19 protein-coding genes are annotated in these 21,121 nt (G+C 66.2%); 12 read left to right on the top strand and 7 right to left on the bottom strand.

The genetic code is table 11. The annotated features are described in order from the left end of the window. Positions 1–267: 267 nt before the first annotated feature. The 3 genes from GUY37_RS15285 to purD all read right to left on the bottom strand — a co-directional run bounded on the left by GUY37_RS15285 (position 268) and on the right by purD (position 4,525). A protein-coding gene (locus GUY37_RS15285) for an IS3 family transposase (RefSeq protein WP_407645366.1) occupies positions 268–1,508 on the bottom strand; the annotation gives its coding sequence in 2 pieces (ribosomal slippage) (positions 268–1,181 and positions 1,181–1,508; 1,242 coding nt in all). Between the two features lie 71 nt (positions 1,509–1,579). After that, positions 1,580–1,993 (bottom strand): GNAT family N-acetyltransferase, encoded by a 414-nt coding sequence (locus GUY37_RS19540; protein WP_407645411.1) that lies wholly within the window; start codon positions 1,991–1,993, stop codon positions 1,580–1,582. Positions 1,994–2,284: 291 nt separating this feature from the next. Then, entirely contained in the window at positions 2,285–4,525 is a 2,241-nt protein-coding gene (gene purD / locus GUY37_RS15275) for a phosphoribosylamine--glycine ligase (protein ID WP_166827305.1), read from the bottom strand. 33 nt (positions 4,526–4,558) lie between these two features. On the opposite strand from purD, the gene GUY37_RS15270 reads away from it, so the two are divergent. From GUY37_RS15270 to GUY37_RS15255, 4 genes are all read left to right on the top strand, one after another. Then, positions 4,559–5,701 carry an asparaginase gene (locus tag GUY37_RS15270; protein ID WP_166827302.1) on the top strand — a complete coding sequence of 381 codons (1,143 nt, stop codon included), beginning with the start codon at positions 4,559–4,561 and terminating at the stop codon, positions 5,699–5,701. Further along, positions 5,701–6,096: a sterol carrier family protein gene (locus tag GUY37_RS15265; protein WP_152348745.1), complete on the top strand. Its 396-nt coding sequence runs from the start codon at positions 5,701–5,703 to the stop codon at positions 6,094–6,096. Before GUY37_RS15270 ends, GUY37_RS15265 begins: the two co-directional genes overlap by 1 nt. A 2-nt stretch (positions 6,097–6,098) precedes the next feature. Then, positions 6,099–7,541 (top strand): aldehyde dehydrogenase family protein, encoded by a 1,443-nt coding sequence (locus tag GUY37_RS15260; RefSeq protein ID WP_166827298.1) that lies wholly within the window; start codon positions 6,099–6,101, stop codon positions 7,539–7,541. A gap of 61 nt (positions 7,542–7,602) precedes the next feature. Beyond that, entirely contained in the window at positions 7,603–8,496 is an 894-nt protein-coding gene (locus GUY37_RS15255; protein WP_166827295.1) for an EamA family transporter, read from the top strand. A 40-nt stretch (positions 8,497–8,536) separates the two neighbouring features. Here the strand turns inward: GUY37_RS15255 and GUY37_RS15250 are convergent, their stop codons facing one another. Then, positions 8,537–9,514 carry a universal stress protein gene (locus tag GUY37_RS15250; RefSeq protein ID WP_166827292.1) on the bottom strand — a complete coding sequence of 326 codons (978 nt, stop codon included), beginning with the start codon at positions 9,512–9,514 and terminating at the stop codon, positions 8,537–8,539. A 195-nt stretch (positions 9,515–9,709) separates the two neighbouring features. On the opposite strand from GUY37_RS15250, the gene GUY37_RS15245 reads away from it, so the two are divergent. From GUY37_RS15245 to purM, 3 genes are read left to right on the top strand one after another with little or no spacing between them, the layout of a single operon-like run. Continuing rightward, on the top strand, positions 9,710–10,165 hold the full coding sequence (locus GUY37_RS15245) for a hypothetical protein (RefSeq protein ID WP_208094687.1): 456 nt from the start codon (positions 9,710–9,712) through the stop codon (positions 10,163–10,165). A 44-nt stretch (positions 10,166–10,209) separates the two neighbouring features. Next, positions 10,210–11,691 (top strand): amidophosphoribosyltransferase, encoded by a 1,482-nt coding sequence (gene purF / locus GUY37_RS15240; RefSeq protein WP_166827289.1) that lies wholly within the window; start codon positions 10,210–10,212, stop codon positions 11,689–11,691. A 1-nt stretch (position 11,692) separates the two neighbouring features. Continuing rightward, positions 11,693–12,790: a phosphoribosylformylglycinamidine cyclo-ligase gene (gene purM, locus GUY37_RS15235; RefSeq protein ID WP_166827286.1), complete on the top strand. Its 1,098-nt coding sequence runs from the start codon at positions 11,693–11,695 to the stop codon at positions 12,788–12,790. 276 nt (positions 12,791–13,066) lie between these two features. Here purM and GUY37_RS15230 read toward each other — a convergent pair whose 3' ends face one another. Further along, a complete protein-coding gene (locus tag GUY37_RS15230; RefSeq protein ID WP_152348772.1) occupies positions 13,067–13,276 on the bottom strand; it encodes a DUF3073 domain-containing protein in 210 nt (69 codons plus the stop codon). Positions 13,277–13,403: 127 nt separating this feature from the next. On the opposite strand from GUY37_RS15230, the gene GUY37_RS15225 reads away from it, so the two are divergent. The 4 genes from GUY37_RS15225 (at position 13,404) to GUY37_RS15210 (ending at position 17,212) form a co-directional block, all read left to right on the top strand. Further along, positions 13,404–14,219: a hypothetical protein gene (locus GUY37_RS15225; protein ID WP_166827283.1), complete on the top strand. Its 816-nt coding sequence runs from the start codon at positions 13,404–13,406 to the stop codon at positions 14,217–14,219. A gap of 126 nt (positions 14,220–14,345) precedes the next feature. Beyond that, positions 14,346–14,924: a hypothetical protein gene (locus GUY37_RS15220; RefSeq protein WP_166827280.1), complete on the top strand. Its 579-nt coding sequence runs from the start codon at positions 14,346–14,348 to the stop codon at positions 14,922–14,924. Beyond that, positions 14,921–15,796 carry a hypothetical protein gene (locus GUY37_RS15215; RefSeq protein ID WP_228278210.1) on the top strand — a complete coding sequence of 292 codons (876 nt, stop codon included), beginning with the start codon at positions 14,921–14,923 and terminating at the stop codon, positions 15,794–15,796. Before GUY37_RS15220 ends, GUY37_RS15215 begins: the two co-directional genes overlap by 4 nt. Positions 15,797–15,862: 66 nt before the next feature. Then, positions 15,863–17,212, top strand: a complete 1,350-nt coding sequence (locus GUY37_RS15210; protein ID WP_166827277.1) for a hypothetical protein — start codon at positions 15,863–15,865, stop codon at positions 17,210–17,212. A gap of 1 nt (position 17,213) precedes the next feature. On the opposite strand, the gene GUY37_RS15205 is transcribed toward GUY37_RS15210, so the two are convergent. Both GUY37_RS15205 and GUY37_RS15200 read right to left on the bottom strand, forming a co-directional pair. Beyond that, positions 17,214–18,092 carry an AraC family transcriptional regulator gene (locus GUY37_RS15205; protein WP_166827274.1) on the bottom strand — a complete coding sequence of 293 codons (879 nt, stop codon included), beginning with the start codon at positions 18,090–18,092 and terminating at the stop codon, positions 17,214–17,216. A gap of 115 nt (positions 18,093–18,207) precedes the next feature. Continuing rightward, positions 18,208–19,689, bottom strand: a complete 1,482-nt coding sequence (locus GUY37_RS15200; RefSeq protein WP_166827271.1) for a phytoene desaturase family protein — start codon at positions 19,687–19,689, stop codon at positions 18,208–18,210. 155 nt (positions 19,690–19,844) lie between these two features. On the opposite strand from GUY37_RS15200, the gene GUY37_RS15195 reads away from it, so the two are divergent. Next, complete coding sequence (locus tag GUY37_RS15195) at positions 19,845–20,969, top strand: IS110 family RNA-guided transposase (protein ID WP_166827269.1); 1,125 nt, start codon at positions 19,845–19,847, stop codon at positions 20,967–20,969. The last annotated feature ends 152 nt before the right edge of the window (positions 20,970–21,121 follow it).

Below are 21,121 nucleotides of genomic sequence, written 5' to 3'. Positions count from 1 at the left end.
CGGGGCATTCGCGTTCGTGCCAATCAAAGGCCGCGTCACAGGACAAGGGTGAGCACGTCAACCCAGACTATTTTGTTTGGTTGATGTGAACACAACATCTGTTGACGTGCTCGGTACGGATGGAGAGGTTCGAGCGCTCGAGGATCTGATCCCAAATCAGGCGGCTTACCACCTGCCTGCACCCGTAAAAGCTCCCGGCCAATCCACAAAGACGACCAGGCGCAATCGGGCGTGAACCCCTTGAAGTGGACACATCAATGTGTACTATCAGGCAACAAAATCCACCATAGACGCATAACCAACCTCGAAGTCAACAGGTGCTCGATAACCCAAAGCCGAGTGCCGACGCCCCGTGTTGTATCGAACTAACCACCGAAACACCTCCCGCCGACACTCGAGCTCCGAGGCCCACCGCTTCTCTCCCTGCAACGTCTCACGCTTCAACGCAGCGTTGACCGACTCCGCCAACGCATTATCAGCACTCGACCCCACCCTGCCCATCGACTGAACCACCCCGAACCGACGACACATCGCCTGAAACGACGAGGACGTATATTGCCGACCATGGTCGCTATGGAAAATCGCACCTTCCAGCGTTTCTCGATTGTTTAACGCATTCTGCAACGCGTCCTCGACAAGACTGGACCGCATATGATCGGCGATCGACCAGCCCACAATCCGCCGCGAATACAAATCGATGACGGTGGCCAAATACAAGAACTTCCCTTCATTACCATAGGGTAAGTAGGTGATGTCGCCGACGTAGGTCGTGCCCAACTCAGCGGCCGAGAAGTCCCGGCCCACCAGGTCGGCAAACACCTGAGCCTCCGGGTCCGCCATCGTCGTGGTCTTCGGCTTACGCAAGTGGATACCGACCATGCCGTTGTTCCGCATCAGGCGAGCAACCCGCTTACGGTTGACCGGCCCGTCCACTTCTGGGTCATCGGCCAGCTCGGCCGTGATCCGTCGATACCCGTACGTGTGGTCCCAGAACTCGAAATGGTGCTCAATCCGCTCGCACAGAGCATCATCAGCAGCCTGCCTGGCCGCCCGTGCCGACCGGGAGGCACACCACTTGTAAAAGCTCGAGCGCTGGAGACCCAGCACGGCACACATCCGCTTCACCTCATGGGTGTTCCGGTGGTCGTCAACGAACTGGAAGCGGATCACCAGGTCGTCTCTGCCGCGAAATATTTCGTGGCCTTCCGCAGGATAGCTCGCTCCTCGGCGAGCTTGTCGTTCTCAGCCCGCAGACGCTTGGCCCGATCGATCAGATCAGCGTTCTCGACCCGCAGACGCGCCAGCTCTTCCTCAGCCGACTCCGGATGGCCTGCCGCGGCTGTCGGGACTGTTCCGGCGGCCTTCCGGGCCTGATGCACCCAGGACTTGATCGCGCCACGCGAGACGCCGAGATCGGTCGCGACTTGGGAATAGGACATATCGGGATGAGTCTCGTACAGCGCGACGGCGTCGGCTTTGAACTCGTCCGAGTACTTCTTCTTCGGCATGGTTTCTACTCGCATTCTCCGGCCCATTATGGGCCAGTCTCAGCGTGTCCACCACTCAGGGTTCATCCCCATCACTGGCATCGGGGTTTCTGATCCGGATCTTTCATTTGACGCGTACACCAGCAACACCAGGCACCGCCCCCAGGATTTGAACCCAGGGCATGTCTCCTTTTTGTGAGCACGCGGTCAGGGGTCCCTTGCACGCCATACGACGTCGAGTGCAGAGTTCGCATCACTTCGTTCGATCCGCTCGACGATAAAGCCTTCGGGCTCATATAGCGCTCCGGCACGCTCATTGTCTTCGAAGTGCTCGACGCACAGGCGAGGCGCGTTGGACGGCAGGATTGAAGGATGCTCTCGATCAGGGCAGGCCCGGGGCCACGACCGCGATAGTCAGGATCAAGATACAGCTTGTATAGGACGTGGTCAGATCCGTTGCGCCCGAGCTGGGCAACGCCAAAGACCCTGCCTTCTGCCTCTGCGATGACGATCAGCCCTCGGAAGACGGCGGATTAAATATTTGACTCGCTCCACCTAGCTGGAAACTTGCGGCTCCGCCGCCCGGCCACCAATCAAGGATGTCTAATGCCCTCGGGTGTGAGCTTCTCCGAACTCACAGATCGGCACTACGTCCGCGGCCTCGGCATCCCGTATAGCCCATTCTGTGAACGGCGTGGCCCCGTCCTCGGTGTGTGATCCGTTCATTGAACCAGAATCCCCTTAACCGCGGCACGACATTGGGAGACACGCACTAGCGCTCTGCGGAGCGCTGGGTCTCAGCCGGGGAAGGTCTCTCCGGTGAGCTTCTCGAATGCCCCGATATAGCGGGCACGGGTCTTCTCGATGACCTCGGCGGGCAGTGCCGGGGGCGGCGTGTCAGAGGCCTTGTCCCACCCGGACTCCTCGGTCAGCCAGTCGCGGACGAACTGCTTGTCGAAGCTCGACTGAGCCTTGCCGGCCTCGTAGCCCTCGGCGTCCCAGAAGCGGGAGGAGTCCGGGGTGAGCACTTCGTCGCCGAGGACGATCGTGCCGTCGGGCAGGGTCCCGAACTCGAACTTCGTGTCGGCCAGGATGATCCCGCGTTCCCGGGCGATCTGCTCGGCACGCTGGTAGATCTCCACGGTCAGGTCGCGCAGCTTCTCTGCGGTCTCGGTCCCGACGGTCTCGGCGACGGCCTCGAAGCTGACGTTCTCGTCGTGCTCGCCGAGCTCGGCCTTCGTCGCCGGAGTGAAGATCGGAGGCTCGAGGCGGTCGGCTTCGACCAGTCCGGCCGGCAGCCGGATGCCGCACACGGACCCGGTGGCCCGGTAGTCCGACATTCCCGAACCGGTGAGGTAGCCGCGGGCCACGCACTCGACGGGGAACATGGAGAGGTTCTGCACGACCAGCCCGCGACCGGCCACGGCGGCGGGCACATCCGAGCTGATGACATGGTTGCCGATGACCTCGGCGAGCTGATCGAACCACCACAGGCTCAGTCCCGTGAGCACCTTGCCCTTGTCCGGGATCTCCGAGTCGAGCACCCAGTCATAGGCCGAGATCCGGTCGGTCGCGACCATCAGCAGACGGTCCGCCGAGGCGGTGTCGGCGGCGTCGGCGGGAATGTAGAGGTCGCGGACCTTCCCCGAGTACACGTGCCTCCAGCCCGGCAGCACAGGGGCGACCGGCGCGGGGGCGGCGTATCCGGAGGCGAGCTCGATGCCACCGCGCGCGGCGGCCTCGGCGATATCGGTGCGGTGCTGCTCACCGTCCCACTTGATGTCGTCGACCGCGGCATAGGCCTTCGCCCGCGCATCGACGAGGTCGTCACCAAGGGAGACGACGGAGAGCACACGGCCGCCGGAGGTGACGATGTCACCGGTCTCGGCGATGTCTTTCGTGATCACGGCATCCTCGGGGGCGAATCCGCCGCTGGGACCGGTCGCTAGTTTCGTGCCCGCGTGCAGGAGGCTGATGTCGGGCCAGGTTCCGGCGGTGTCGAGCCCGCGGATGATGTCTCCGGTGCTCGGAGTCCCCGGGTAGTTCTCGGCGGCCATGACCACGGTCACCGAGGAGCGCGGATCCCATTCGAGGGGTCCGACCTCGTTCAGGCGGCCTTCGGCAGCGGCGAGCAGCGTCTGACCCAGAGGGCTGGAGAGGCGGGCAAGCACCGACTGGGTCTCCGGATCGCCGAAGCGGACGTTGAACTCGATGACGCGCAGACCCTTCGACGTCAGCGCGAGGCCGCAGTAGAGGAGTCCGGTGAACGGGGTGCCGCGGCGGGCCATCTCATCGACGACGGGTTGGGCGACGGTGTCGATGATCTCGTCAACCGTGCCGGCAGGCAGCCATGGCAGCGGCGAATAGGCGCCCATTCCGCCCGTGTTCGGGCCGGTGTCACCGTCGCCGATGCGTTTGAAGTCCTGCGCCGGGGCCAGGGGGACGGTGGTCTTTCCGTCGCAGAGGACGAACAGGGAGACCTCGGGACCGTCGAGATAGTCCTCGATGACGACCCGGTCGGAGACCGCGAGGCAGGAGCTCGCATGCGCCAGCGCGTCTTCGAGGTCATCGGTGACGACGACGCCCTTCCCGGCGGCCAGGCCGTCGGCCTTGACCACGTGCGGGGCACCGAATTCGCGCAGCGCGGCAGAGGCTTCGTCGGTCGAATAGGCGACGACGGTGCGTGCAGTCGGCACATCCGCGGACTCCATGACCTCCTTCGCGAACGCCTTCGAGCCTTCGAGGTGCGCGGCTTCCGCGCTGGGACCGAAGACGGGGAACGAGGCTTCGCGCAGAGCATCCGCGACTCCGGCGACCAGCGGTGCCTCGGGGCCGATGACGACGAGATCGACGTCGAGGGTCTCGGCCAGCGCGGTCACGGCGGCGGCATCCGAGGCGTCGACGGCCTCGGTGTGGGCGATCTGCGCGATCCCGGGATTGCCGGGAGCGGCGATGACGGCGTCGACCTGCGGGTCGCGCGAGAGAGCGAGGACGAGGGCGTGTTCACGGGCGCCCGAACCGATGACAAGAACCTTCACGCCACCAGCCTAAAGGGTCGTAGGCTTGAGTGCGTGACCTTCTCGACTTTCACCCCCGCGCAGGCGGCCGAGCTCGCCGTCGTCCGCCGCTGCGATTTCATCGAATCCCGGCACATCGGATCCGCCGTCGTCCTCGACCCGCAGGGATCTGCGTTGATCAGCCTGGGTGCCCCGGACGTTCCCGTGTTCACCCGGTCGAGCCTCAAGCCGGTGCAGGCGATCGCTGCGATGAGCCTCGGCGCGCAGCTCGACGGACCGGCCGCGGCTCTGGCCACGGCCTCGCACAAGTCCGAGGCCGGGCATGTGGCGGTCGTGTCCGCGATGCTCGAGGCCGCCGGACTGAGCGTGTCCGACCTTCAGTGCCCGTCCGCTCATCCCGCCGACGGAGCCTTCCGCCGCGAACTGCAGGAGACGGCTAGGGCCCGGGGCGATGAGGACAGCGACCCGCGCTCGCCCCTGTACTTCAACTGTTCCGGCAAGCACGCGGCGTTCCTCGCCGCTGCCCGAGCCATCGGCGCCGACACCGCGACCTACCTGTCACCGGAGCATCCCGTGCAGCAGAGGGTCGCCGAGGTGGTCGCCGCCTTCGCCTCCGAGGAGCCCGCCGCGGTCGGCATCGACGGCTGCGGCGCTCCCGTGTTCGCACTCAGCCTCACCGGTCTGGCCCGCGCCATCGGGCGCGTCGTGCGGATGGGCGGCACGGATGGCGACGGCGCTGCCGCCGAGGCGGCCGAGGCGACCTCGGAGGCGTGGACGGCTTATGAGAGCGAAGCTCGCACTCTCACCGAGGCGGTCTTCGCCGACCCGTGGGCCATCGACGGCCACGGACGGCCGAACTCGACCGTCATCGATCAGCTCGGCGTCTTCGCCAAGGGCGGGGCCGAAGGCGTCATCGTCATGGCCACCAGATCCGGGTATTCGGTCGCCGTGAAATGCCTCGACGGGTCCTCCCGGGCCACCGGGCTGGTCGCTCTCACCCTGCTCCGGCGGGCGGGAGCGTTCGACGCCGCACAGGGGCCCGCCTCGGCGCCGGTCGACGACACAGTGGACGCAGTGATCGCAGCGATCACGGACCCGGTCACCGGGGGCACGGATTCCGAGGGGCGGACGAACGTTGTCGGACGCCTGGAGCTCGGGGAGGATATTGCCGATATCAGTGAGAGGAAGAGGGACTGATGGCGATTCGCAGAAGGATCGACCCCGATCAGGGTCGCAGCGCTGTGGAGATGTGGCTGGCCCAGGCGAGGCTCGACGCGGCCCCGGCCGACCGGTCGACCATCGCCACCGCCGTGCGCTTCACCCTCGAAGAGCTCGCTTCCCGCGCCGAAGGCAACAGCGTCGAGGTCCGGGTCCCGCCGTTCGGGGTCACCCAGTGCGTCGCCGGCCCCCGGCATACCCGCGGCACCCCGCCGAACGTCGTCGAGACCTCCGCCGACGTGTGGCTGGGACTGGTCACGGGACGCACCGACTTCGCCGAGGCGCTCGCCGCCGGAGACATCGACGCCTCGGGGACCCGAGCCGACCTCGGCGATCTCCTGCCACTGTTCACCGCTGCAGAACTCGAGGACTGAGAATGAGCGCACAGATCACGCAGACGACGTCGTTCATCGGCGGACGTCATGTTCCGTCCCTGCTCACCTACGCGAACATCGACCCGGCGACCGGCGGTCACCTCGGCGATATCGCCCGAGCCGGCGCCGACGAAGTCGATCGGGCCGTGCAAGTGGCGGCGAAGGCGCAGCAGGAATGGAAGCGCTCGAGTCCCGAACAGCGCTCCCGTCTGCTCATCGCCACCGCCGCCGTCATCACCGCCCACCGTGACGATCTCGCCCGCATCGAAACCGAGGACACGGGCAAACCGCTGACGCAGGCCTATGCCGACGTCGACGTGTGCGCCCGCTACTTCGAGTTCTACGGCCACACCATCGAGTCCTACTACGGCCACGCGATCCCGTTGGCCGACGATATGCACGTCTACACGCGCCGGGAGCCCTTCGGCGTCACCGGACATATCGTGGCTTGGAACTATCCGCTCCAGCTCATCGGCCGCGCCGCCGCCACCTCGCTGGCCACCGGCAACTGCGCCGTCGCCAAACCGGCGGATGAGACCCCACGGTCGACCGTGCGGCTGGCCGAGCTCATCCACTCCGTCGGGTTCCCGGCCGGAGCCTTCAACGTCGTCACTGGCCTCGGCGCCGAGGCGGGAGCGGCACTGAGCGCCCACCCCGGAGTGGCGCACCTGGGCTTCGTCGGGTCGACGCAGACCGGTTCGGCCATCGCCCACGCCGCCGCAGAGAGGGTCGTGCCCACGGTCCTCGAACTCGGCGGGAAGTCCGCGAACATCGTCTTCCCCGATGCCGATGTCGATGCGGCCGTCCCGTCGCTGGTCCGCTCCATCATCCAGAACGCCGGGCAGACCTGCTCGGCTGGATCCCGGCTCATCGTCCACCGTGACATCCATGCCGAGGTCGTCGAGAAGATGACGGCCGCCATGTCGCAGGTGACCATCGGCTACGGCCTCGACGACCCGATGCTCGGGCCTCTGATCTCCGGCAAGCAGCACGAGCGGGTGCGCGGGTTCCTCGGAGAGGTCGCTTCCGGGCAGATCGTCACCGGCGGCACACGGCCCGAAGGCCTGGCCGACGACCTCGCCGAAGGGGCGTTCATCACCCCCACCATCGTCGACTCCGTGGACCCGCGGTCCCGGATCGCCCAGGAAGAGGTCTTCGGCCCCGTCGTCGTCACCCTGCCGTTCGCTGACGATGACGAAGCCGTGGCTCTGGCCAACGGCACCGAATACGGCCTGGTCACGGCCCTGTGGACGCAGAACATCTCCCGCGCCCACCGACTGGCCGCCGAGGTCGACGCCGGCCAGATCTTCGTCAACACCTACGGTGCCGGCGGGGGAGTCGAACTGCCCTTCGGCGGATTCAAGAAGTCCGGCTACGGTCGCGAGAAGTCCATCGAGGCTCTCGACGAATACACGCAGACGAAGACCGTCGCCATCAAGCTGTGACGGTGCGGGTGCCGACCGAGCGAGGTCGGGTCGCGAGCCCGGGTGAGGCGACGGTGCGCCGATGACCTTCCCGGTGCTCGGCCTCGTCCTCATCGCTGCGATCGCCCACGCCCTGTGGAACCTCGCCGCGAAGTCCGTCACCGGCAAGGGCTATGCCTTCGTCCTCGCCTACCACGGGCTCTCGGCGCTCCTGCTCGCCCCGGTCGCCGTCGTCATCATCGCCACCGGCGCGCAGCCGCTGAACTGGGGACTCGTCGGCGCGGCGGCGCTGAGCGCGGTGTTCCACATCGCCTACTCGGTGACCCTGCAGTCCGGCTACGACCATGCTCCCCTGGGCGTCGTCTACCCGACGGCGCGGGGCACCGGACCGGTCGTGACGATCATCATCGCCGTGGCCTTCCTCGGTGAGCGTCCCACCCTCGCCGAGGCGGCCGGAGCCTTCACCGTCATCGCCGGAATCGCTGTCGTCACGATCCGTCCCCGCGGCGGCGGGGGCGGCCCCACCGGTGACGGACTGCGGCGCGGACTCGCTTGGGGCGGGCTGATCGGGGCGTTCATCGCCTCCTACACGCTCTGGGACGACTTCGCCGTCAACCATGTGAGTGACTCCCCGCTGCTCTACTTCGCCGTCTCCGAAGCCTGCGTCGGGCTGATCATGACCGCCGGGGCGTTCGCGCTGCCGGGAGGACGGGAGAAGCGCGCGGACTTCCGTGGCATCCTCCGCTCACACAAGCGGGCGCTCGTGACCGTGGCGCTCCTCTCGCCCCTGGCGTATGTGCTCGTGCTCTATGCGATGCAGCAGGCGCCGGTGGCGCTCGTGGCACCGGTGCGCGAAACCTCGATCATCGTCGGCACGCTGCTGGCCTGGTGGTTCTTCGGGGAGAGGAACGTGCTGCTCAAACTCGCCGGCGCCCTCGTCGTGGTCTTTGGTATAGGGCTCATCGCGCTGGGGTGAGGGCCGGCGCTCGCCTCCCCGAATCCGCAGACCTCGCGGCTCAGCGGCGGCGGCCGGGCTGACGGCGGTTGACCCGCACGACCCGCACCGGGCATACGGCGTGGGAGAGGACTCCCTGCGACGTCGATCCGAGGATGGTGGAGACGAACCCGCCGCGGCCACGGGAGCCGATGACCATGAGATCGGCGGTGTACGTGGCGCTGACAAGCACCTCGGTGGCGGGGGCATCGAAGACCGAGTACCGTACCTCGAGTTCGGGGAAGTCGGCCTTCAGCGAGTCGGCCGCGGCGGCGAAGGCCTTGGCCGCTTCGTCATACATCCTGATCAGATGCTCCTCGCTGGGCATCCACTCGGGCGAGAGGATATGTGTGGCGGTGACCCCGACGAGGCGCAGCGGAACTCCGTAGATCGCGGCCTGAGCGGCGGCGGCACGCAGCACCGGAGTGTCGGTCTCGAAGGGATCGACGGCGGCGACGACCTCCCCGGTGAAGTCGGGGCGCGAACGTCCGGCCGCCTCGGCGGAGGGATCATCGGTCGTGCGGACGGGATCATCGACGGGCAGGGGAGTCGTCGGCATGACCCGGGTCGGCCACGTGCTCGGGACGATGACGGTGGGGCACTGCGAATGTGCGGGCATGGCCAGGGCCACGGACCCGAGGAGGCGGCCGGCGAACCCGCCGCGACCGCGTGCCCCGACGACGGCGAGGGCGGCGTTCTTCGAATGCTCGACCATCACTCCGGAGGCGTCACCGGGCGCGATCGTCGTCGACACGGGAACGGCGGCTGCAGTGACGGTGGCGGCGGCCGCCTCGGCGATGTCTTCGACGGTCTTCTTCACGGCGACGTCGAAGTCGGCGGGGTAGACGATGTCGGCCTGGCTCATATTGACGCCGGGGACGGTGTAGGCGGAGACGATGCGGATCTCGGCGGAGGTCTTCTGTGCGTGCGTGATCGCCCACTGCAGGGCGCAGTCGGCGTTGTCGGAACCGTCGATGCCGACGATGATCGTATGGGACATATCGGAACCTCTGTCTTCTGTGGCCGTCAACCTGGTTGCGTCCAGTTTCCATCTGGTTGTGTCCAGTTTATGGGAACTGGCATGAGGCTGCCTGGGAGGAACCTCAGGCTGACTCGACTAGACTGTTCGGGACCTGTTGTTCCGGGGTGTCCCCGGCGATCCATCGGCCCCATCGGCCACGTGTCCAAGGAGATCATGAAGGACCAGATCGACGTCTCCGTCCGTCGCAGCCCCAAGTACTCGGTGTTCATGGGCATCGGCGCGGTGCTCGGCATCGTGGTCGCGGGAATCCTCGCGGTCTTCGTCGACCCGGCCGATATGCCGATGGGCTACACGGTGGCCAAGGGCCTGGGCCTGATGCTGCTCGTCCTCGGGATCGGCGGGCTGTTCCTCGGCGGACTCATCGCACTCATCCTCGACTGGAGGGGACGCAAGCGGTCGAAGGAGTACCGGGTCGATGCGCAGATCGATATGGTCGACGACCCGAAGGAGATCGCACGCCGCCGCATCGCAGAAGCCCGCGGGGAGGACCCGGATGCCGGCGATGCCGAGGGGGCAGCCGCCTCGGCGGACACGGATGCCGCGCCCGCGGTCGACGATGAGGACGCTTCGGGAGCCGGCCGGGATTCGGCCCCCGGTTCCACAGTCTGATCACCGGGTCAGAGCGTCTGCGCGGGTATGAGACAATTTCACTCGTGGCAAGAGGAGACGGGCAGCTGACGCACGAAATCGACCCCCAGGACCGCGGACCGCAGGACGAATGCGGTGTGTTCGGAGTCTGGGCCCCCGGCGAGGAAACCGCCAAACTCACCTACTTCGGGCTCTACGCCCTGCAGCATCGCGGACAGGAGTCCGCGGGAATCGCTGCCAGCAACGGCAAGCAGATCCTCATCTACCGCGATATGGGTCTGGTCTCCCAGGTGTTCCACGAACGCGACCTCGAGCTTCTGCAGGGCCATATCGCCGTCGGGCACACCCGGTATTCGACGACCGGTTCGCCCTCGTTCGAGAACGCCCAGCCCACGCTGGGACCGACCCCGTTCGGCACCGTGGCGCTGGCCCACAACGGCAACCTGACGAACTTCGACGCGCTCGAAGCCATGGCCGATTCCCGTCGTGACCACGCGACGAAGGTCGTCGAGGCGGCCACGAGGAAGACGGCCCGCACCCGGCCCTTCCGCGATTCGTCGAACGACACCTCCCTGGTCACCGAACTCTTCGCGACCGAAGAGGGAGAGAACCTCACCGAGGCGGCGCTGAACCTGCTGCCGCATGTCGAGGGAGCGTTCTCGCTGGTCTACATGGACGAGCACACCCTCTACGCCGCCCGTGACCGGCACGGGGTCCGTCCCCTGTCGCTGGGACGGATGGAGAACGGCTGGGTCGTGGCCTCGGAGACCGCGGCGCTCGACATCGTCGGCGCGAAGTTCGTGCGCGACATCGAACCCGGCGAGCTCATCGCCATCGACGAAGACGGTCTGCGCTCGCACCGCTTCGCCGAACCGGACCAGGCCCGGTGCGTCTTCGAATACGTCTATCTCGCACGTCCCGACAGCATGCTCGCCGGCAAGAACGTCCACGCTGCACGCACCCAGATGGGCAGGCAGCTGGCCGAGGAGTACCCGGTCGACGCCGATCTCGTCATCGCCACACCCGAATCCGGAACGCCGGCGGCCGTCGGCTACGCCGAGGCCTCGGGCATCCCGTTCGGTCAGGGGCTGATGAAGAACGCCTATGTCGGACGCACCTTCATCCAGCCCTCGCAGACCCTGCGGCAGCTGGGCATCCGCCTCAAACTCAACCCGATCCGGGAGAACATCGAAGGCCGCTGCCTCGTCGTCGTCGACGATTCGATCGTGCGCGGAAACACCCAGCGGGCCCTGGTGCGGATGCTGCGCGAGGCCGGGGCGGCGGAGGTCCATGTGCGCATCTCCTCCCCGCCGGTAAAGTGGCCGTGCTTCTACGGCATCGACTTCGCGACCCGAGCCGAGCTCATCGCCAACGGACTGACCACGAACGAGATCTGCGAGAACCTCGGCGCAGATTCTCTCGGCTACATCTCTCTGGACGGCATGATCGCCGCCACCCAGCAGGAGCGCAGCCAGCTGTGCACCGCCTGCTTCTCCGGCGACTACCCGATTCCCGTCAACAACACACCCGCCGACAAAGGATGCTGAGTTGAGTTCCGAAGCGAACCCGAAGTCCACCACCTATGCCGCCGCCGGCGTCGACGTCGAGGCAGGAGACCGCGCCGTCGAACTCATGAAGGCCGCCGTCTCGGCCACCCACAACTCCTCGGTCGTCGGTGGGACGGGCGGATTCGCCGGACTCTTCGACGTCTCCGTGCTCAAGGACTTCGAGCGTCCGCTGCTCGCCTCGTCGACCGACGGAGTGGGCACGAAGGTCGCCATCGCGCAGGCCATGGATAAGCACGACACCATCGGCTACGACCTCGTGGGCATGGTCGTCGACGACATCATCGTCTGCGGTGCCCGACCCCTGTTCATGACCGACTACATCGCCTGCGGCAAGGTCGTGGCCGAACGCATCGCCGATATCGTGCGCGGAATCGCCGATGCCTGTGCATCGGCCGGTGTCGCGCTGGTCGGCGGGGAGACCGCTGAGCATCCGGGCCTGCTCGGGGTCGACGAGTACGATGTCGCCGGTGCCGCCACCGGCGTCGTCGAGGCCTCGAAGCTGCTCGGACCCGAGAAGGTCCGTGCTGGGGACGTGCTCATCGGTCTCCCGTCCTCGGGCATCCACTCCAACGGCTACTCCCTGGTCCGCCACATCATCGCCGAGGCGGGATGGGGCCTGGATCGGCAGGTCGAGGAATTCGGCCGCACCCTCGGTGAGGAGCTTCTCGTTCCCACCCATGTCTACACCGGTGAGCTCGCCGCTCTCTTCGACGCACTGCCGGATGCCGTGCATTCGGTCTCGCACGTCACCGGCGGGGGACTCTCGGCCAATGTGGCCAGGGTGCTTCCGCAGGGTCTGGTCGCGAAGATGTCGCGTGCCTCCTGGGAGATCCCGGCGGTGTTCTCCGTGCTCGGCGACCTCGGCGGAGTGCCGCAGGACGACCGCGAACGCACCTGGAACCTCGGCGTGGGCATGGTCCTCGTCGTCGACGCGGAGTCGGTCGACGGTGTGCTCGCCGCGAGCCCAGGGGCCTGGGTGCTCGGCGACGTCGCTGCCGATGACGGTTCCCTGGCCTCCGACCCCTACTATGTGCAGGGCGCCAAGGGCGTCGACGGCGGCGCCGCCATCCTGCAGTGAGGGCCGCGCGGCGAAGCATCCCTCACCCGTACTCTCACACCCTCGTGCTCCTGCACGAGCGTGTGCTGCTTCTGGTGAGTGATGGCCGCGGGGCTGGCGGGAATGCTGCCAACGGTGGGGGATGCACGGGAGGGCAGGACCGCCTCGGCGAGGGAATGCCCGGAGCGGGAGAACACGTGCGCGCACGATCAGATGCGCACACGACAGAGGGCGGGGTCCGAAGTCCCCGCCCTCTGCGATGTCAGATCAGCCGTGCGCGGCTGCACTCATCTGAGCTCAGTCATCGTCCTCGTCGTCATCGTCGACATTGTACTTGTCGGCGTAATCAGAGTAGTCGGGTTCATCGTCGTACGGATCGGACGGACCAGACTGGCGCGCGTCGGCGCCCAGCTCCTGCTGGAGTCTATTTAGGTCGGTATCCGGGCTGTAGTACTTCAGCTTCCGAGCTACCTTGATCTGCTTTGCCTTTGCGCGGCCGCGACCCACTGGCGTGACCCCCTCCGTCGTCAATGGGGCCAATTGCCCCGGACTAGATCTCTGCTATGCGCTTAAATCCTACCTGTTCATACTGCGAAGTTCCATTTTGTGAGTGGACCTTGGATAGGCTGAGCCCATGGCCTACCGTCGCGATTATGTCGTCACCCTGCGGATCTTCGAACCTCTTGTGGTGCATTCCGAATTGCAAGACAGGCAGGTGGAGGACAACCGCTCACGCGTCGAGGAGCAGATTTCCCACGACGCCGACAAGCGCTTGATCTCCCTGCCCCCTTCGCCCGTGGCCGACTCCTTTCGGCGCACTCCGATCTTCCTTCCTGCGTCTCAGACCGCGGACGGGGTGGACCGTTTCTGCCCTGCTCAAGAGGACATCCGCGGGTGGGAGGCGCTCGAGTCGCTGACCGAGCACACTTCGAAGGCGACCTTGGACATCGTCGCTCCGAAGACCGCCCGCCGACGTGCCGCCAGCCGCCGTGCGGAATGGCTGCAGGACGCGAAGGACACGCGGATCTTCACCCGGGTCTCGGCTTGGGACGTGCCGCCGTCGTGGTGGCTGTTCTTCTCCCTGACCGAGGATCAGGTCATCACGGAGGAGACCGACGAGGGGCTGCGGGTGCTCATCCGCACGGATATTCTGGCCGCCTCGGCGCGCATGGAATGGGCTTCGGAGACGATCGCTGACAGTTCGAAGGTCGTCGACATGGTCGAGCAGACCTCGGTTCTGGCCGAGTGGATCGACACCTTCGATATGAACTCGGTCCTCGAGCTCGACCTCGGCGGGATGTCCGATGTGCTGTGGCCGAGTGAGGCCGCGGAGCTCGTCGACTCGTGGGTCACCGCTCTGAGCAACGATGATTCGGAATCGGCCGTCGCCGCCTTCCAGAAGTATGCGGCCGGCTGGGAGCAGCTCAACCTCTACGCCCGCAGCTCCTGACCCCTCTTACTACCCGACGGCGGCTCAGCAACCTCGCGCCAGGTTGCTCAGCCGCCGTCGGGTAGTTCTGGGCGGATAGGATTGTCAGCGAACGAGCCGCACCCGAGAGGACGAGTCCCGCAGCGTATGGAAGAGAAGAAGCGCCGTCTCCTGACGAGCCAGGACCCCGCCGCCGTGGACGACACAGGCGAGTCCGCCGCGGAAGACACCGGCGAGTCCGCCCCACCCGGCTCCCGCAGCGCCAAAGGCCCGACCCGCGTGAAACCGCTGTCGACGGTCTCCGTCGCCTGGCGCATCGTCGCTCCTGCCGTTGCATTCGTCATCCTCACCTGCGGTCAGTTCCTCAACACGAATGACTTCTTCCCGCTCGGCTCGCTCACCCAGTACGCCACCGCCAAAGACCTCAACGGCACCGTGAACTCCACCTGCATCGAAGCCCAGTTCCCCGGCGAGGACGAACCGCGTCGCCTCGGTTTCAACACCGCGACCGTCGGCATCGAACGCGGTGACGTCGAATCCCAGCTCGACCGGGTCATCGCCCACCCCGCGCTCATGCAGTCGATGGCCGATTCGTACGCTCGGCTGCACCCGAACGAACCGAAACCCGAAACGATGATCCTCTGCCGCACCACCACCCAACTGCAGAACGGCCTGGCCGTCGGCGAACCCGAACAGACGACGCTGGCAACCTGGGAGGTCCGATGACCGGCACCCCGACATTGACGACCACCCCCGCCGAGGCGGCCGACCGGAATCCGTTCCTCCGCTGGTTCATGCCCGCCGTACCACTGGCCCGGGTGGCCGTGTTCCGCGTCTTCATCTACGTCTTCATCATCATCGATGTGCTCACGATCTCCGGCGACGTCATCGCCCACGGCTGGACACCCGAGTTCTACCAGCCGCTGTGGCTGGCGAGGTTCCTTCACATCCCTGCGGTCAGCGTCCTCGGCGCGCAGATCCTGCTCACCCTCATCATCGTCTTCTCCCTGCTCGCCGCCGCCGGAATCCTCCAGCGCATCAGCGGCTGGGCGGTGGCGATCAGCTTCGGCGCGTGGATGTTCTATACGCAGGGATACGGGTACGTGGCGCATGATCATATGGCACTCGTCATCGCCGCTTTCGTCCTGCCGACGATCGGCACCGCCCGATTCCGGGACGTCAGCACCGCCTCGGCGCGGGCCGGCTGGGCGCTGCGGATCGTCCAGATCGCGGTCGTGCTCACCTACTTCTACTCGGTGCTGATGAAGTGGATCGCTTCGGGCAACATCACCCACTGGGCCAACGGTGCGGTCATCATCTGGGCGCTCATGCGCCGTGGCGCCGAATGGTCGAAGCCGTTCCTCGAAATGCCCGGCCTTCTCATCGCCGCACAGTGGGCGACGCTGGTCTTCGAGTTCCTCTCACCGGTCGCCCTGTTCCTCAAGGGCAAGTGGCTCTACGCGGTGGTCGCGTTCTTCTGCCTCTTCCACCTCATGACGTACCTGGCATTGGGCATCCACTTCCTGCCGACCGTCATCTGCTGGGCGGCGTTCCTGCCCCTGGAGAAACTCGTGCCGCGGCGCTTCGCGACTCGCTGAGCGTGCGGCGATTGCGCTGCGGGCCCGCGCCTCCGAGTGTCGTCGCGGTCGCGTAGTCTCGGTGCCATGACCACGTACTCGACCGCTCCGGACGGCGGGATCACCGCCGAGGATCTGCTGACGTCCCCGCGGGGACGCTCGCTCGTTTTCGGGCTGGCCCAGCGCGGACGGACCGACGAATTCGACGACGAAGCTGAGCCCCTCACCGAGGAAGCGCGTGCCTTGGATGAGTTCCGCAGCGCGGTGTTCGACGCCGGCTCACGCGTCGATAGGGCGGAGGGAGTCGCGGTCACGGTCTACTTTTGCTACGACGGCACGGAGATGGGATCCGAATCAGAACTCGAGACGGAACCAGAACCTGGTTCTGATCCGAAGGCCATGAGTCCAGCCGACGTCGCGGCGCGGCTACGACTCGTCACACCAATGATCCCGACCCACGATGACCTCGAGAACGGGATGGCCGAGGTCATCTCCGGCGCCATGTACTGGCAGTCTCCGCACGGCCACGACCAGATCGCTTCCGACACCGTGGTGCGCGAAGCCCTGCGTCCCTTCGCCGAGATCCTCATTGACACCGGACTGCTCGACAGCTGGTCATCGCCGCTCAACTCGAATGATCAATGGGCTCTGGCGTGGGACGATGAAGAGCACCGTGGTTCACTGCCGGCTGTCTTCGATCTTGAGCCGAGCCCCGCCTGCCCGTCAGAGGAGCATCCGGAGATCACTCTGACCGATCTCTATCCGACCAGCGACGGGGGCGGAATCCGGCAGCCCCGGGGACTCGACGAATGGCTCGCCGACGTCCTCACCGCGGAGACGGACTATCGCCACGATTTCGTGAAGAACCCCCATTGCGAGGTCAGCGGCGAGTGGTGGTCGACGCCTCCTCACGGTCTCTGGTCATCGACAGGGACTTGGCCGGACGGAACGCCGATCGGCGTGGAACTCGTCGAGGACGATTTCGGCCTCGAGCGCGCACGGGCCTGCCGCTTGCGGCTGCGCTCGGGTGCCCGCATCGCCGAGATCCGTGGACCTGCAGACTGGGCTGATCTGTGCCGACGCTATCCGCTCGACGTCACCGCCCAACGCCGCCAGGTGTGGTTCGAGACCACGGGCCGCAAAGGGCGCTGGGCGATCCCGGACTGGTCACAGGTGGCCGAGGAATTCGACGGCGTCCACGTCGGTCTGGTCGGCTACCTGCGTACGGCAGGTGCGGTCATCGACGTAGCCGAGGCCCACCTCGGCGAGGCATCGGAGACCATTCCCACGGTGGGGAACACCGACGATCGGACCGCGAGTCTGATGGCGGGTTGGCACCCGGATACGACGTTCTGGCTGAACGACGTCATCGACGCCGTCACCGAGGTGGTCGAATGGCATTACGACGATGATGCCGACCGGTGGGTGCGGGGCTGAGTCAGGCCCGCTCCACGGGCAGCCAGAGATCCGTCGTCGCGGTGCTGAAGTCCTCGGCGCGATCGAGAATCGACACGATCGAGGGCCCCGGACGCAGCCGCCACGGGTTCGATGGGAACCATTCGCCGGCCGTGGCCGCCCACGTGTCCTGAAGTGCTTTCGGGTACGGGCCGCTTGCTGTGAAGACGGCCCACATCCCAGCCGGGACATCGATGATATCGAGGTCCTCCGGCGCCGAGGCGGCCGACGAGATTGCGACCCCATGAAAGTAGGTGAGGTCGGTTCCTTCGCGGTAGTCCGGATCCACGCCGTCCGTGACCTGGAGCAGCCCTTCTGGCGTCGTGTCCGAGAGCTCTTTGAGCCGTTCGTGCTCGGTGTGCGGGAGCGAAGCGACGAACTGGCGGATGTGCGGGTTCTCTCCTTCGTGGATGAGCGGCACACGCACAGCATGGCCGATGAGTGCGAATGCGGGGCGGTCGATGATTCTGGTGTCCATGGTCGAACTCCCTTCGATCGTCAGGCGGAACCTGAGTGACTGTTGGCTGCGAAGGGGACCGCCGTTGCGCCGAGCCTCGGACGGAGCCGTACCGTGGACGGACCGAAAGGCACGCGTGAATGCCTCCGTCGATCCGTATCCGTACCGCACCGCCACACTCAGCAGATCCTCACCGTCGATGACGTCACCGGCGGCGACGGTCATTCTGCGCCTGCGGACATACTCCGAGAGCGGAATTCCCGCCAGCGATGAGAACATCCGCCGCAGGTGATACTCGGTCGTGCCGAGCCTGGCGGCCAGCGCGCCGACCTCGACGGACTCCGCGGAATCGGCAGTCAGGTTCGACTCGATGAGGTCGATGAGTGTATTGAGTTCAGCGATCACGATCTCTCCCTTCACTCATCCATACTTCCGGTGGCCCAGGGTGTCCCGCCCGACAATCTGTGCCCGATTCGATCACGTCTGAGATGGTGGAGCATTCCCGCGGGGACGCACTCGATCAGTCGCCCGGAGCCAGGCTGGGCGCCTCGTCGATCCCGAAGCGGGTCTTCAGCGCTCGGCGGGCGGCGAACCAGCCGTTCATCCCGTGCACGCCCGGGGCCGGTGGGGTCGCCGCCGAGCAGAGGAAGGCCCCCGGCACGCCGAGGCTGTAGTTGTCCCAGCTGGTGCGCGGCCGAGCCATCATGCGGTAGAAGGACACAACACCGGTCGCGATGTCGCCGCCGATGTAGTTCTGATTGTGGTCGGCCATCTCGGAGGCGGGGATCGCATTGTGAGCGACGATGCGGTCGCGGAAGCCGGGGGCGAAACGTTCGATCTGCCGGGTGATGTACTCGGTCGGGTCGAGCGGGCAGTCGAATGGGACGTGGCAATACGTCCACAGCGGCCGCAGTCCGCCCACCTCGCGTGAGGGGTCGAAGACGGTGGGGTCGGAGACGAGGCACACGGGGTCGGCCGGCATCCGACCGGACATCACCTGCGCCTCGGCGGCGGCCATCTGGGCCCGGGTCCCACCGACGTGAATGGTGCCGGCCCGGCCCACTTCGGGGTCGGACCAGGGGACCGGGCCGTCGAGGACGAAGTCGACCTTGGCGGCGGCGTTGCCGTGCTTGAACGAACGCAGGCTGTGGTCGACCTTGCCGGGAAGGAGTCCGGAGAAGATCTGGGCGGCGTTCAGCGCCGAGGTGTCGAGAAGATAGGCGCGGGCCGCTGGCAGATCGGAGACGTGGTCGATGCGCGCATTCGTGGTGACGGTTCCGCCGTGTGCTTCGAGATCGGCGACGAGGTAGTCGATGATCGCCTGCGAACCGCCGATGGGGGAGGGCCAGCCGCCGGCGTGCGCGACCGTGGAGAGCATCGTCGCCGTGGCCGCTGTGCCCATCGCCGGCAGCCCGCCGATCGCATGCGCGGCGACCCCGGTGAACAGGGCCTGGCTCGATTCGTGGGACAGCGGAATGTTCCAGGCAGGACTGGCCTGGCTCAGCAGCCGCAGGCCGAACTTCACGACGTTCGCGATTCCGGGAATATCGCGCAGTGTCTCCGGCACGGAACGCTTGTCACCGAGGGAGAGCCAGATCGCGTCATCGACACGATCGAGCAGCGGGGCGAAGAAACGTCGCCATTCCGGTCCCGCCTCGCCGAGGCGGTCGACCGTTTCGTCGAGATCGTGGAACGCCAACGCGGCGGGCTTGGCGTCGAGGGGTTGGGCGTAGGAGACCTCGGGGGTGGTCAGCTCCATGCCGCGGGCACGCAGGTCGAAGTCGACGAAGAAGGGACTGGCGATGGCCAGCGGGTGCACGGCCGAGCAGATGTCATGAGTGACGCCCGGCGCCAAACCGAGGTCGAGGGTGCGGGCGCCGCCACCGATCGTCGACTGAGCTTCGAACACCTCGACGGACAGCCCGGCGCGGGCCAGGGTGACCGCGGCGGCCATGCCGTTGGGGCCGGATCCGACGACGACTGCATCAACACCTGTGCTCATGAGGTCAGTCTAGACAATATGAGGTAAGGGCGGGGCCGGGGCCTCCGTGCATCAAAGGAATCGTGGGTTGCCCAGACTCCACCACCGTCCTACCGGGAACACCGGTTTCGGGTGTGTACTGGTAGAGCCACATTTGAGCTTTTGGAGGTCCCGACATGCTCAAGACTACCTTCATCGGATTAGACGTTCACGCGAAAACCGTGACCGCGGCAGCACTGAACGCTGACACCGGCGAAATCGACCAGGCAACGATGCCAGCCGATAACCCCACGGTGATCTCGTGGATCAAGGCCCACGGCGACGACACCGCGGTCACGTATGAAGCCGGCCCAACGGGATACGGACTCGCCCGCGACCTCACAGATCAGGGAATCACCTGCACGGTCGCGGCACCGTCGAAACTGCTGCGGGCCCCGGGAGACCGCGTCAAGACCGATCAGCGTGATGCCCTGGGGTTGGCGAGGATGCTGTCGTTGGGTGAGATCACCGCGGTCCGCGTCCCGCCGATCGGTCAGGAAGGACTCCGGGATGTCTCCCGGGCCAGGCAACGCGCTGTGCTCGATCTGACGCATGCCCGGCAGCGGATCAACGCGATGATCCTCCGTCACGCGTTGCGGTATCCCAAGGACACGAAGTGGACTCAGGTTCATCACGACTGGTTGGCTCGACAACGACTCGAGCCAGCCGCATCGCAGCAAGCGTTGTCTGCGGAGCTCGAGACCGAGACTTTGCTGATGGCCCATGTCAGACGTCTCGATGCGACGATTGCCGATCTGGTCGCCGAAGCCGAGGAAACACCGATCATCGATGCTCTGATGTGTTTTCGAGGAATCTCAATCACGACTGGGTTCGGGCTGGCGGTCGAGATCGGCGACTGGACGCGATTCACCGGGGCCACGATCGGGTCGTATCTGGGTCTGACCCCGTCGGAGCACTCGAGTGGGCAGTCGCGGTCGCAGGGAGCGATCACGAAGGCCGGGAACACGTATGCGAGGAAGCTGCTCATCGAGGCCGCGTGGTCACACGCCCGCCCGTACTCGCGACCCGGGGCGCGCCTGTTGCGACAGTTCGACAAAGTCGATGCTGCGACCCGAGTTCGTGCGATCGAGGGCAATCAACGATTGCACCGGGTATGGGCGAACTTCGATGCTCGGAAGAAGCGTCGGGTCAAGGCGAACACCGCAGTTGCCCGAGAGCTTGCAGGGTGGTGCTGGTCGGTGGCCGCACCCTTACAGATGAACGTGACTGGCCCCGAGGGGCAGGAGGCCCAGATGGGGTAAGTTCACGATGATCGTGCCCCGCGGCAGGGGCGACGGTTCGAGGCAGCATCAGGAGCTGATCCGAGTTTGACCTATGGGCAACCCCGCCAGAAGGTGCGGTGACGCTCGATTCTAGACAACGGGATGCTCCGGTTCGAATAATCGTCATGGGG

Origin of the sequence: Brevibacterium limosum, assembly GCF_011617705.1 — a bacterium.
GTDB classification, from domain to species: Bacteria; Actinomycetota; Actinomycetes; order Actinomycetales; family Brevibacteriaceae; genus Brevibacterium; species Brevibacterium limosum.
This window is presented reverse-complemented; position numbering and strand designations above follow the sequence as displayed.

Bases quoted from the DNA above. Each gene is read 5' to 3' on its own strand.
- GUY37_RS15245 (WP_208094687.1), top strand. From the start codon at position 9,710: ATGAAGGACCAGATCGACGTCTCCGTCCGTCGCAGCCCCAAGTACTCG.
- GUY37_RS15225 (WP_166827283.1), top strand. From the start codon at position 13,404: ATGGCCTACCGTCGCGATTATGTCGTCACCCTGCGGATCTTCGAACCT.
- GUY37_RS15260 (WP_166827298.1), top strand. From the start codon at position 6,099: ATGAGCGCACAGATCACGCAGACGACGTCGTTCATCGGCGGACGTCAT.
- GUY37_RS15220 (WP_166827280.1), top strand. From the start codon at position 14,346: ATGGAAGAGAAGAAGCGCCGTCTCCTGACGAGCCAGGACCCCGCCGCC.
- GUY37_RS15210 (WP_166827277.1), top strand. From the start codon at position 15,863: ATGACCACGTACTCGACCGCTCCGGACGGCGGGATCACCGCCGAGGAT.
- GUY37_RS15195 (WP_166827269.1), top strand. From the start codon at position 19,845: ATGCTCAAGACTACCTTCATCGGATTAGACGTTCACGCGAAAACCGTG.
- GUY37_RS15255 (WP_166827295.1), top strand. From the start codon at position 7,603: ATGACCTTCCCGGTGCTCGGCCTCGTCCTCATCGCTGCGATCGCCCAC.
- GUY37_RS15250 (WP_166827292.1), bottom strand. From the start codon at position 9,514: ATGTCCCATACGATCATCGTCGGCATCGACGGTTCCGACAACGCCGAC.
- GUY37_RS15265 (WP_152348745.1), top strand. From the start codon at position 5,701: ATGGCGATTCGCAGAAGGATCGACCCCGATCAGGGTCGCAGCGCTGTG.
- GUY37_RS15200 (WP_166827271.1), bottom strand. From the start codon at position 19,689: ATGAGCACAGGTGTTGATGCAGTCGTCGTCGGATCCGGCCCCAACGGC.
- GUY37_RS15215 (WP_228278210.1), top strand. From the start codon at position 14,921: ATGACCGGCACCCCGACATTGACGACCACCCCCGCCGAGGCGGCCGAC.